Source organism: Nocardiopsis sp. LDBS1602 (assembly GCF_035818715.1).
GTDB lineage: Bacteria > Actinomycetota > Actinomycetes > Streptosporangiales > Streptosporangiaceae > Nocardiopsis > Nocardiopsis alba.
On record NZ_JAYLVW010000001.1, the window covers coordinates 822348 to 834428 of the forward strand.

A 12081-nucleotide genomic window follows, 5' to 3' on the forward strand; every position below is an offset into this window, starting at 1 on the left:
GCCGCGCGCCGTGACACGGCGAGGGCCGCCCTAGCCGCTCCCGCGGACAGGGCCGGTGGAGGCGGTCATGGGGCACGACGCGTCGAGAACGAAGGGCGCGCGTCCGCTGACCATGCCCTTCTTCCCACAAAAGCAACACATTTGCCTTAAGCGACGATAGGACCTACCGTCACCTAAAGCAAACAGTTAGCTTTTGGCGTGAGGTGCTCCGGCACCCCGCCCCGACCGGATGGGAGAACCATGTCCTCCACCGAGCTCACCCCGCCCGAGGCCGCCCGTTGGGCCGCCCGGGCCGGACTGCCGCTCCCCCATGACCGGCACGCGGCGGTCGCGGCCACCGCCGACCACATCCACACCGTCGCCTCGGTTCTGCGCGAGCTGGACTTCGGAGACACCCCGCCCGCGAGCACCTATCGCGTAGGACAGGAGAAGCCCGATGCGACCGTATGAACTGCCCCTCGCCGCCACCGCGTCCCTGATCCGGGAACGGCGACTGTCCCCCGTCGAACTGGTCGACTCCGTCCTCGAACGCATCGAACGAATCGAGCCGCACCTCGAGGCCTACGTCATGGTCGCCGCCGAACAGGCCCGCCACGCGGCGCGCGAGGCCGAGCGGGAGATCTCCCAAGGTGAATACCGGGGGCCATTGCACGGTGTCCCGGTCGGCCTCAAGGACCTGATCGACGTCGCCGGCATGCCCACCACCGCCAGTTCCCGGGTCCGGACCGACCATCGCGCGACCGCCGACAGTACGGTCGCCGCCCGACTACGGTCCGCCGGCGCCGTCCTGGTCGGCAAGACCCACACCCACGAGTTCGCCTATGGCCTGACCACCCCACAGACCGGCAATGCCTGGGACCGGGACCGGGTCGCCGGAGGCTCCAGCGGCGGATCCGCCGTCGCGGTGGCCGCCGGGGAAGCGACGTTCTCCCTCGGCACCGACACCGGAGGCTCGATCCGAGTGCCTTCCGCCCTGAACGGAGTGGTCGGCCTCAAGCCCACCTACGGGCTGGTCCCCCGCCACGGGATCACCGCGCTGTCCTGGTCCCTAGACCACGTCGGGCCGATCACCCGCACCGCCGAGGACGCGGCCCTGGTTCTGAACGCCCTCACCGGGCACGATCCACGCGACCCGGCCTCACTGGACACCCTCCCCGTCGACCACCGGCCGGAGACGGACCCGGACTTGAGCGGTGTGCGCGTCGGAGTGCCGAGCCACTACTACTTCGAGCACGTCGATCCGGAGGTGGCCGCCGCCGTCCACCACGCCATCGCCGGAATGGAGGAGCTCGGTGCCCGACTCGTCGAAGTCGAGATCCCCATGACCCGTTACGTCCAGGCCACTCAGTGGGGTCTGATGGTGCCGGAGGCCACCGCCTACCACGAACGCACCCTGCGCACCGTGCCCGAGCTGTACCAGGCGGACGTGCGGATCCTCCTGGAGGCCGGCGAACTGATGAGCGCGGGCGACCACCTGAGGGCCCAACGCGCCCGCACGCTGATGCGCGATGCGTGGAACCGCCTTCTGGAGGAGGTCGACATGGTCGCCGCCCCCACCGTTCCGATGACCGCGGTTCCGGCCACGCAGGAGAGCGTCACCTGGCCGGACGGTACGACCGAGAGCGTCTCCGACGCCTACGTCCGACTCTCCGCCCCGGCGAACATCACCGGGCTGCCGGCCCTGTCCGTCCCGGTCGGCCACGACACGGCGGGCATGCCCATCGGCATGCAGCTGATCGGCCGGCCCCTCGATGAGCGAACGCTTCTGCGAGCGGGGCACGCCTACGAACGGGCGCGGCCCGCTCGAGCACTCTCTCCGGTCGGCTGAACCCGGCCCGCGGACCGACTGTCCGTCTCGAGGCCACGAGGACCGTCGATACCCACCGTCGGGCGGTCTCCGTTCCGCTTCAGAGAACCGCTAAACGCAAAGGGCGAGCTTTAGACTGACTCCATGAGTCGCAAGCAGATGGTGCGCCCCGGAGGGCGTAGCGCCCGGGTCCAGGCCTCGGTGCACTCCGCAGTACGTGAACTCCTGGCCGAGGTGGGGCGCGACGCCCTCACCGTGCCCATGGTCGCCCAACGCGCCGAGGTCACCCCGTCGACGATCTACCGTCGTTGGGGTGACCTGACCGAGCTGTTGTCGGACGTCGCGGTGGAACGTCTGCGCCCCGAGGGTGAACCGGAAGACCACGGCGACCTGCGAGCCGACCTCACCGCCTGGGCCGAACAGTTCCTCGATGAGATGGGATCCGGTTCGGGCCGGGCCTACATTCGGGACGCTCTACTCGGCGACCCGGACGGCGGTAACGCCGGGCGGTGCTCCGCCTACGCGGCCGAACAGATCGACACCATCCTCATCCGCGCGAGCGGCCGTGGGGAGAACACCCCCGCCGTCGAAGAGACCATGGACGGCATCGTCGCCCCCATCATGTACCGCATCCTCTTTCGCCCCGCCGGTCTCGAGACCGCGTACGCCCGCCGACTCGTGGCCGACCTTCTCGACGCCCATGAAGAGAGCGCCCGCTGACCGGGGGACCTCCTGTTGAGGACAGCCCCGGCATCCCCACGTACGTGGGGCTCAGTTGGCGGGGGGCAGCATCCCCTTGTCGCGTGCCGGTCCATCCCCACGTGCGTGGGGCTCACGGTCGTCAATCGGCCGGACAAAAAAGGGGGCCCGGTCCATCCCCACGTGCGTGGGGCTCACGAACGGTTAATTCTCGCCATGAATTGCGCTGAAGGTCCATCCCCACGTGCGTGGGGCTCACTCACCGGTTCTGGGCAGAGGCGGTGACCCCTACGGTCCATCCCCACGTGCGTGGGGCTCACGCTTAATGACCTACAACAACGTGGAGCGTTACCTTTACGAGACCTACTCGCCGGCTAAGAACCAGCAGACCTCGACCATTCTTCACCGGCAGCGCCCAGCACCGCTTCCACTTCCCGACATGGTCTCACGAATACCTGCACCCCTCGCAGCCACGACCGCCCCGCCTACACTCCCGTTCCTCTCCTTACGAACCGAGCCCCAAGACCCACCCACCCCCAGGTGCTCCTCGAAGTGCTTCAAGATCGCCTCCTACAGTCGGGCCCTGAACCGTTGCGGGGGCTGATGTCGAGGATGCGACCGGGACCCCCGAAACTGGTCCCATGACTGATCAGCGCCCCCTGTACCTGCTCCTGTCCGGAGCGCCCACCAGCGGCCACGAACCGGTGAACGGCCTCGTGGAACTCCTCCAGAACCAGGGCCGGCACGTCACGGTCCTGTCCACTCCCATGGGAGCGCGCTTCCACGACTTGGACGCCCTCGCCGACCTCACCGGGGAACCCGTGAGGACCGAGTTCCGGCTTCCGGGAACGGGACGCAGCATGCCTCCCGGTGCAGCGGTAGTGGCCTGCCCCTGGTCGTTCAACAGCACGAACAAGACCGCCCTCGGGTTGACCGACACGTTCGCCGTCGCCTTGGCCTGCGAGATGATCGGTCGCGGTGTCCCGACGATCATCGTGCCGAAGGCTGGTGACGCGCTCGCGGGGCACCCCGCGTTCAGGCGAAGTCTCCAGGAGCTTGAGGCCATGCCCTCGGTGTCGGTGCTCAGGAGCGAGGAGAAGAGCCTGCCATCGTGGGAAGAGGTCGCGGAAGCGGTGGCGAAGACTACAGCCTGACCGGTCGTCGAGCATGGTGGGCCTGATGGTTCCGAATCTTGGAACCATCAGGCCCTTCTTGGTCGGCCCAGCCCCACGTGCATGGGGCTCACGTTCCCGCCACCTGTCCGGCCAATGGTGCTGCTGGTCCATCCCCACGTGCGTGGGGCTCACGGGAGTTGACAACCTCAGAGATCTAGCTCAGTAGGTCCATCCCCACGTGCGTGGGGCTCACCGACGCCGCTCACGGGCCTGCTTCTCCCGCATCGGTCCATCCCCACGTGCGTGGGGCTCACGACACCCAGAACCGTAACCAGGGAGAGTTGGCCGGTCCATCCCCACGTGCGTGGGGCTCAGAAGGTAAGGAGGCTCGGATATGCGTATGTCATCGGTCCATCCCCACGTGCGTGGGGCTCACCCCACGGTGAGGGGCTGAGGCCGCGTCGCCTCCGGTCCATCCCCACGTGCGTGGGGCTCACGCTGCGCGTCGAGCACCAAGGGCGCGTGGTGGCGGTCCATCCCCACGTGCGTGGGGCTCACCTCCGCGCGTAGCGCGTACATGGGCCATTCGTCGGTCCATCCCCACGTGCGTGGGGCTCACGCTTAATGACCTGCAACAACGCGAGGCGTTATCTTCGCGAGACCTACTCGCCGGTTAAGAAACAGCCGACCTCGACCATCCTTCACCGGCAACGCCCAGCGCCGTCTCCACTCCCCTGGCATGCTCTCACGAACACCCGAGCCCCTCACAACCACAGTCGCCCCGCACCCCTCCCACAACCCCCACACCCCGCTCCCCGCCCTCACAACCCGAACCCTCGAAACCCCCTACACCCCTACTCCCCCAGGTGCTCCTCGAAGTGCCTCAAGATCGCCTCCTGCAACCGGATCTCGTTCTCCGGATTGGCGAACCCGTGCCCCTCGTCCTCCGCCAGCAGGTACTCCACCGGCACCCCTCGTTCCTCCAGCGAGGCGACGATCTTGTCCGACTCCCCCTGCATGACCCGTACGTCGTTGGCCCCGTGGGCCACCAACAACGGTGTGGTGATCTTGTCGACGCGGCTGATCGGCGACCGTTCGAGCATGTCGACCTCCTGCTCGGGAATGTCAGGGTCACCGACGTAGGCGTACCAGCTGGTCATCAGGTAGGGGCGGCTGAACGGCGGCAGATTGCGCATGAAGCTGGCCAGGTCGGCGATGCCGACGATGTCGACGGCTGCGGCGAAGCGGTCGGGGGTGAAGGTGACTCCGACGAGGGCCGCGTAGCCGCCGTAGGAGCCGCCCATGATGCCGATCCGCTCGGGGTCGGCGTAGCCCTGGTCGACGGCCCAGTCGACGGCGTCGAGCAGGTCGTCGTGCATGGCTCCGGCGAATTGGCCGATGGCGGCGGTGGTGTGGCGGCGGCCGTAGCCGGTGGAGCCGCGGAAGTTGACCTGGAGTACGGCGTGGCCTCGGTTGGCGAGGAGCTGCGCTTGGGGGTTGTAGCCCCAGGTGTCGTGCATCCAGGGTCCGCCGTGCACGAGCAGTACGAGCGGCAGCCTCTCGGGGGCGACTCCGATGGGGAGGGTGAGCAGGCCGTGCAGCGGCAGTCCGTCGCGTGCGGGGAACTCGACCGCCTCCATGGGCGCGAGGTCGGCCGGGTCCAGGTGCGGGTAGGGCCGGAAGAGTCGGCGGCTCTGCCCGGTCTCGTGGTCGTAGTACCAGGCGACGGCGGGGTCACGGTCGTGGACGAAGGTGGCGATCCAGTGGCGTCCGGTGTCGTCGGAGGACAGGGTGCCGAGGACGCCGTCGGAGAGGGTGGAGAGCTTGGCGTAGACCTCGGCGAAGTCGTCGTCGAGCACCTCGATGTGGGGGCGCGGTCCGACGAAGCGGGCGGCGAGGATCTCTCCGGTACGGCGGTGGGTGTAAACGGTGGGCGGCAGGACGCCGGGGAGCATGGTGCCCATGATGTCGAGGCTCTGGTCTTCGAGGGCGGCCAGGACGGTGATCTCGCCGGTCTCGCGGTCGACGCGGACGAGGCTGAGGTGGTCCGATTCGTGGTAGGCACCGATGACGAGGCCGGTGCCGTCTGGGGTCACCAGCTGCGGGTGGACTCCCAGCGGATATTCGGCGCCTCCCATGCGGATGAGGCTCTTGTGGTCTCCCGTGTCGGGATCGATGGCGGAGAACTCCAGCGTGCCGTCCTCTTCGAGGTGGGAGGTGAACGCGGGGCGGCCGTCGTGGTCCAGGAGCACGTTCTCCGTGGGGCCGGCCTGTTCGTGGTGGAGCGTGATCTCGCCAGTGGCGACCTCGACGCGGAACAGGTCGAGGGACATCGGCCGCCGGTTCATGGTCACGAGCACATGACCGGGGTGGGAGGGGAGCTCTTCGGCTCCGAAGACCCGGGATCCTTCGGGAAGCGGGGTGAGGTCGACGGCGGGCGTGTCCGGGTCGTCGAGGTCGACCCGGTACAGGTGCCAGTCCTCGTTGCCGTCGGTGTCCTGGAGGTAGAGGAGCCAGCGGGGGTCGTCGGACCACAGGTAGGTGGTGATGCCCCGTCGGTCGTCGTGGGTGACGCAGCGGGCCTGGTCGTGGTCCTGGTCGATGCCTCGCACCCAGACGTTGCGTCGTCCGTGTTCGGGTGCGAGGTAGGCCATCCGGGTCCCGTCGGGCGAGATCTTCGGGTTGGCGAAGGAGGGGTCGGCGAAGAGTTCTTCGATCTCGATGCGTCGGGGTCGGGTTCCGTGGTCCGCGCTGCTCATGGCTGTGCCCTTTCGGGTCGGTCGTCGGAGGGGACGGCGGATGCCTCGACGGGGTCGGCGCATCCGGGTTCGTCCCGGACACCCACATCACAAACGATGCCCTAGGGGCATGGTCAAATCCCGCTTCTCGGATCCGGCCGTTCCGGTGTCGGCCGGATCCCTCGGTGGGCGTGGTGTTCCCGGTGGTTCGGCGGTGGTTCCGTTCCGTCGGCGAAACCCGGAGAATGGGTGCATGTCGAGCACGCATGTCTTCCTCTGATGGCCTGGAGCACCCGTGAGCTCGCCGCGTTGGCGGGCACGACCATCAAGACCATCCGGCACTATCACTCCATCGGGCTGATGGAGGAGCCGGAGCGGGCTCTGAACGGCTACAAGCGCTACGACACGAACCATCTGGTGCGGTTGTTGCAGATCAGGCGGTTGCGCGATCTGGGGATGTCGTTGTCGCAGATCGCTCTGTTGGACGGGCCGGAGGAGGGCTTCGTCGATACGGTGCGGGCCCTGGACGATGAGCTGGCCGCCTCGATCGAGCGGCAACAGGCGATCCGCGCCGAGCTCGCGCCGCTGTTGCGGCATCGCACGTCGGCGGACGTCCCGGCGGGGTTCGAGGAGGTGGCCTCGCATCTGTCGGACGCGGATCGGGCGATGATCATGGTCTCCGCGCGACTCTTCACCGAAGAGTTCATCCAGGACATCCGGGATATGTCGGCCACCCACGAGAAGGTCGACGCCGAGTTCAACGCTCTCCCCGCGGACGCCGACGAGGAGACGGTCCGCGATCTGGCGGAGCGCATGGCCCCTTCTGTCCGTTCCATCCGCGAGGAGTACCCCTCCGTGGAGAACCCGGGGCTCTTCGTTCGCGGCAGGAAGCGCGACGCCATGATCACCGTGGCCCAGGCCCTGGTCGACCTCTACAACCCCGCGCAGCTCGCGGCGTTACGGGAGGTCCACCGTCTCTTGGCGGAGGAGCGGGAGGGCTGAGGCCCCGTTCCAGCCGACCTTCATGTTCCACGCCGCTCCGGCCCGCCCATGCGGATCGGCCGCCCTCGCAGTCGCCGTTCCCAGGTCTTCCTCTGGTCGTGATCACTGGAGGGCCTCAGAGGTGGCGACCCAGCCGAGGTACCAGTCGGCGAACCCGCCCCTCTCGCCTGAAGTACCGAGGGGGCGGAAACCCCCTTCGGCCGGGAAGCCGTCGACCCACATGCTGCCGCGCTCGGGGCCTGTCACGACGAGCCAGTGGAAGTGGCCGCATCCCTCGTGACTCAGGCACACGGCCCCGTCCGCGAACCTGTCGAAAAGGCGGTCGTCGGCGTCGCGCCACTCGTTGTACGCGGCGTCGAACGCCTCCCGCGTCGCGAAATCGGCCCGTTCCGGTTCTTGGTCCTCATGCTCGGCCAGGAGTCGTACTCGTTCCCGGGCCGTGACGAAGGAGGCCGACAAGATGGCGTGCCGGGGCCGACCCTCGCCCCCGTCCCATGCCCATCCGGTCGCTGTTCTGCCCAGTACGTTGAGCCCCGGGGCCCGCTCCGCCGGCACCGACCTCTAGGAGGAACCCGCGGTAGTCCTCGGGTAGCGAGACGCCCCACTGTGTCTCCACCTCGGCGATCTCCGCCGCTGAGAGCGGGGCGGCGAGTGGCAGGCTGTGCCCCTTGGCTCCGTACCGATTCCGCGCTTCGAACGCGTCGTGCTCCCGACCCGTGGAAGCCAGGGCCTGGACCCGCTCACGAACCCGGCTCCATGTCGTCGTCCTCACGGACCGAAGCGTAGATCAAGGAAAGGGCACCGAAACACGGTGGCCGTAGACCGGGACCGGAGGCGTGTCGGGAACCGGGAGTCAGGCGTTCCGTGACGGGCTCTGTTCAGGAGCTTTGCCTCGAAAACGTTCTAAACCTCAAACCTTTGGCCGGATGCGGACTCTGGTGTGCCCTGGGGCCGATCCATGCTTGTGTTGCGCGGTTCTGGGCCTTCTGAACCGGAGAGTGACATACGTCACTATAACTTTGTTCGTTTTGCCCTGATAACTTCCATCGCGTTCCCAGGGTCCGCCCGAGTGAGTCCCGTCGACCGGGACACATCCCGCAGCTCGGTCATCCCCCATACCTGGGTCTAGAGAGCACTTCGCCATGCCCCGCGCCGTGCGCGCATCGACCGCTGCCCTCCTGGCCGCGACCTTGCTCACGCCCTTCCTGCACTCGACCGCGCACTCGGACGAAACCCCTGTTCCACCCGCGGCGGAGAACGCGGCCGCTACCGCCGACCCGTCGGAGCAGGCGGCCATCATCCGGGCCAGGGAGAGCGGGGAGCCGGTAGAGATCGCCGGCGCCACCACCGAGACCACTCGTCATCTGGCCAACCCTGACGGCAGCTTCACCATGGAGCAGAACGCGCACCCTGTGCGCGTGCGTGAGGACGACGGGTGGACCCCCGTCGACACCGACCTGGTGGTCGACTCCCGTGGCCGGGTGCGCCCCAAGGCCGTGGTGGCCGACATCCTCTTCTCCGGTGGCGGGGACTCTGTGCTGGCGAAGATCGGCCTGGGCTCCAATTCGGTCGAGCTGAGTTGGCATGAGGATCTCCCCGAACCGGTACTCGAAGGTGATCAGGCCACCTACCCCGATGTCCTTCCGGATGTGGACCTGGTGTTGACCGCCGGGGTCGACGGGTTCGGACAGGTGCTGGTGGTGCACACCCCCGAAGCCGCCCGGCACAAGCTGCTGAACGACCTGGAGTTGGGGCTGTCCACCGAGGGCGTGACCATGCGTCTGGGTGAGCACGGCAACCTGGACGCCATCGGCGACAAGGGCCAGGAGAGCGTGTTCAGCGCCGTGGCTCCCGCCATGTGGGACTCCTCGGGTGAGGAGGAGATGGCCGAGGACGCCACCATGATGGCGCCGACCGGTGCCCGCACCGCACTACTGGACGTGGATCTGGCTCCGGACAGGATCCGCCTGGTCCCGGACACGGCGATGCTCACTGATGAGGCCACCCTGTACCCGGTCTACATCGATCCGTCGGTGGCGGTGAGCCGGGTGGGCCGCGCCTACGTCAACCGCAACTATCCCACTCAGTCGTACTGGAACTACGCCACCTCCCACGCCCCGGGGGTGGGTTACGAACCGGCCCAAGGCAACACCAAGCGGGCGTTCTGGCGGTTCAGTATCGACTCGCGTACTCGCAACGCCGACATCACCCGTGCCACCTTCCGGGCCAAGGTCACCCACGCCTACGGATGCTCCAACGCCCAGGTGCAACTGTGGCGCACCGACGCCATCACCTCCTCCACCACTTGGAACTCCCAGACTTCGGCATGGCGTACGAGGTTGGACACCCGCACCATCAACGCCGGACGTTCCAACTGCCCCGGCGGGGCCTCACCGACGGTGGAGTTCAACGCCACCGCCGGATACGTGTGGAGTCGGGACGCGGGCAACGCCACCACCACTCTGGGTTTGCGCGGCAACGAGACCCGCTCGAGCAGTAACTGGGACTGGCGTCGCTTCGCCTCCAACCCCACCCTGCAGGTGGACTACAACAACCCGCCCGAGACCCCCACTCGACTCTCGGACTCCCACGGCGGCGAATGCGCCACCGACCCCGACGCCCCGAGGCTGATCAACCAGACCCGCCCCACCTTCACCGCTTACGTGCGCGACCGCGACTCCACCTCCGCCGGTCGACAGAAGGTCAAGACCCGTTTCGCCTGGTGGGTCGATGGCGAACGCGTGGGAGACGTGGACACCGCGATGACCGACGTCGCCGTGTGGTCCTCCGGGTCCTTCCAATCGGTGCGCTCGGGCACCCTGCCGGAGAACGTGTTGATCACCTACCGGGCCAACGCCAACGACGGCATCTCCTGGTCGGGGTGGTCCACCCGCTGCTACCTGATGGTCAGCACCGACCGCCCCGAACAGGGGCCCGAGGTCACCTCCACCGATTACCCGGCCGGCGACGTCTTCCACGGCTCCCCGGGGCTGCCGGGCGAATTCACCTTCTCCAACAACGGGGTCGAGGACGCCACCGGCTACAAGTACGCCCTCAACGACGATTCCTGCGTCCACGACATCGAACCGAGCAGCCCCGGCGGCTCGGTCACCATCACCCTCACCCCCCGTCAAGAAGGCCCCAACCGCATCTACGCCCGCACCGTGGACGCCTTCGGTAACTCCTCCGACTGCGTCCTGGCCTACACCTTCCTGGTCGCACCCCCCAGCGACCCCGTCGCCCACCTGGCCTTCGACGAGGGTCAGGGCGATCGCGCCGCCGACGCCATCGACCCCGAACGCGGAGCCACCCTCTCCGAGGGAGTCGACTGGGTCCGCGGCCGAGTGGGCACCGTCGACAACCCCGACACCGACCCCACCCCCCGCTTGAACGGCACCGCCGTCCACACCAGCGGCTACACCGACGGCGACCCGGGTCCCTACGACCAGATCAACGCCGACTACCCGGCCGTGGACACCAGCGGCACCTTCTCGGTCTCGGCCTGGGTCAAGCTGGACCGCGCCCACGCCCACCACACCGCCGTGGCGCAGGAAGGCGAGGAACAGAGCGCCTTCCACCTGGGCTACCAGGGCAACACCGGCGAGTGGGTGTTCAAGATGTCCCCAGAGGACCAGTACTGGGACGGCTCACGCGAATGGGCCGTCGTCACCTCCTCCGCCCCCGCTGAAACAGAGGTGTGGACACACCTGGTGGGCACACACGACTCCCAGACCGGAGAGCTCGTCCTGTACGTGGACGGCGTCCGCCAAGGCAGCGCCACCCACACCGGCCCTTGGGAGGCCACCGGCCCCCTGACCGTGGGACGCGCCCTCTTCCAGGGGATCGGGAACTACTACTGGCCCGGAGCCGTCGACGACGTCAAGGTCTGGGACCGCCTCGTCCTGGACCAGACCGTCACCGACACCGAACAGCACTCCGAGATCTGGAGGCTGGCCAACCGCCCCCTGGCTCCCGAGGGGCACTGGTCCCTGGACGAATACCAGGGCACCACGGTGGCCGACTCCACCGACCACGGTCTGACCGCCACCCTGCACGCCGACCCCGAAACCGCCTGGGACCAGGCCGAGAACGACATCACCTTCTCCCCCGGGGTCCGGCTCAACGGCGACGACGAGTACATCCAGGCCACCGGGCCCGCGATCCGCACCGACCGCAGCTTCACCACCGCCGCCTGGGTACGCCTGGACGAGACCGGTCAGAGCATCAACACCTCGGCTCTGAGCCAGTCCGGTCGATTCCAGAGCGGATTCCACCTCGGCTACCAGGGCTCCAACGGCAACTGGACCTTCAAGATGGCCCCGCACGACGACGCCCCCACCGACGGCTCGGCCGGATGGACCTACGCCTACTCCACCACCCCCGCCAGGTTGGGGGAATGGGTACACCTGGCCGGAGTCTACGACCACACCAACGGTGAACTGGTCCTTTACGTGAACGGGTTCGAGGAATCCCGCGTGCGCGTCGACCACGCCTGGCACGCCGACGGCCCGGTGCGGATCGGCAGCGGACAGCACCGCGGGAACAACACCTACTTCTGGACCGGCGACCTCGACGACGCCCACACCTACCAAGGGGTGCTCAACGAACGCGAGCTCTCCCAGGTCTACGCGGGACAGATCCCCGTTCCGCGGCTCTGATCCCGAGCTCCACCCCTAACCCCACATTCCCCTTGTGATCGTCACCCCGCCCATGAAGGCGG

Annotated in this window: 9 protein-coding genes and 1 CRISPR repeat array; of the genes, 6 read left to right on the forward strand and 3 right to left on the reverse strand. The window is 67.9% G+C overall.

Annotation, left to right across the window (positions count from 1 at the left end; translation table 11 throughout):
• Positions 1-240: 240 nt before the first annotated feature.
• From U9J66_RS03825 to U9J66_RS03840, 4 genes are all read left to right on the forward strand, one after another.
• Positions 241-450: a hypothetical protein gene (locus U9J66_RS03825; protein ID WP_326337041.1), complete on the forward strand. Its 210-nt coding sequence runs from the start codon at positions 241-243 to the stop codon at positions 448-450.
• Positions 437-1828, forward strand: coding sequence for an amidase (locus U9J66_RS03830; RefSeq protein ID WP_326337042.1), 1392 nt, complete (start codon positions 437-439; stop codon positions 1826-1828). The genes U9J66_RS03825 and U9J66_RS03830 overlap by 14 nt, the downstream gene beginning before the upstream one ends.
• Before the next feature lie 123 nt (positions 1829-1951).
• The gene (locus U9J66_RS03835) at positions 1952-2527 is read left to right on the forward strand and encodes a TetR/AcrR family transcriptional regulator (RefSeq protein ID WP_326337043.1); all 576 of its coding nucleotides are present in this window, start codon (positions 1952-1954) and stop codon (positions 2525-2527) included.
• A 620-nt stretch (positions 2528-3147) separates the two neighbouring features.
• The gene (locus U9J66_RS03840) at positions 3148-3660 is read left to right on the forward strand and encodes a flavoprotein (protein WP_326337044.1); all 513 of its coding nucleotides are present in this window, start codon (positions 3148-3150) and stop codon (positions 3658-3660) included.
• 64 nt (positions 3661-3724) lie between these two features.
• Positions 3725-4240: direct repeats of the CRISPR family, unit length 28 nt; unit sequence GGTCCATCCCCACGTGCGTGGGGCTCAC.
• Positions 4241-4475: 235 nt separating this feature from the next.
• Here U9J66_RS03840 and U9J66_RS03845 read toward each other — a convergent pair.
• A complete protein-coding gene (locus U9J66_RS03845) occupies positions 4476-6380 on the reverse strand; it encodes a S9 family peptidase (RefSeq protein ID WP_326337045.1) in 1905 nt (634 codons plus the stop codon).
• A gap of 258 nt (positions 6381-6638) precedes the next feature.
• On the opposite strand from U9J66_RS03845, the gene U9J66_RS03850 reads away from it, so the two are divergent.
• Positions 6639-7361, forward strand: a complete 723-nt coding sequence (locus U9J66_RS03850; RefSeq protein ID WP_202423383.1) for a helix-turn-helix domain-containing protein — start codon at positions 6639-6641, stop codon at positions 7359-7361.
• Between the two features lie 102 nt (positions 7362-7463).
• Here the strand turns inward: U9J66_RS03850 and U9J66_RS03855 are convergent, their stop codons facing one another.
• Entirely contained in the window at positions 7464-7820 is a 357-nt protein-coding gene (locus tag U9J66_RS03855; RefSeq protein WP_326337424.1) for a hypothetical protein, read from the reverse strand.
• Positions 7765-8133 carry an SMI1/KNR4 family protein gene (locus U9J66_RS03860; RefSeq protein WP_326337046.1) on the reverse strand — a complete coding sequence of 123 codons (369 nt, stop codon included), beginning with the start codon at positions 8131-8133 and terminating at the stop codon, positions 7765-7767. Before U9J66_RS03860 ends, U9J66_RS03855 begins: the two co-directional genes overlap by 56 nt.
• Before the next feature lie 370 nt (positions 8134-8503).
• Here U9J66_RS03860 and U9J66_RS03865 point away from each other — a divergent pair, with 370 nt between their 5' ends.
• Positions 8504-12019 (forward strand): LamG-like jellyroll fold domain-containing protein, encoded by a 3516-nt coding sequence (locus U9J66_RS03865; protein ID WP_326337047.1) that lies wholly within the window; start codon positions 8504-8506, stop codon positions 12017-12019.
• Positions 12020-12081: the final 62 nt, after the last annotated feature.

Bases quoted from the DNA above. Each gene is read 5' to 3' on its own strand.
- U9J66_RS03850 (WP_202423383.1), top strand. From the start codon at position 6,639: ATGGCCTGGAGCACCCGTGAGCTCGCCGCGTTGGCGGGCACGACCATC.
- U9J66_RS03840 (WP_326337044.1), top strand. From the start codon at position 3,148: ATGACTGATCAGCGCCCCCTGTACCTGCTCCTGTCCGGAGCGCCCACC.
- U9J66_RS03825 (WP_326337041.1), top strand. From the start codon at position 241: ATGTCCTCCACCGAGCTCACCCCGCCCGAGGCCGCCCGTTGGGCCGCC.
- U9J66_RS03865 (WP_326337047.1), top strand. From the start codon at position 8,504: ATGCCCCGCGCCGTGCGCGCATCGACCGCTGCCCTCCTGGCCGCGACC.
- U9J66_RS03835 (WP_326337043.1), top strand. From the start codon at position 1,952: ATGAGTCGCAAGCAGATGGTGCGCCCCGGAGGGCGTAGCGCCCGGGTC.
- U9J66_RS03845 (WP_326337045.1), bottom strand. From the start codon at position 6,380: ATGAGCAGCGCGGACCACGGAACCCGACCCCGACGCATCGAGATCGAA.
- U9J66_RS03830 (WP_326337042.1), top strand. From the start codon at position 437: ATGCGACCGTATGAACTGCCCCTCGCCGCCACCGCGTCCCTGATCCGG.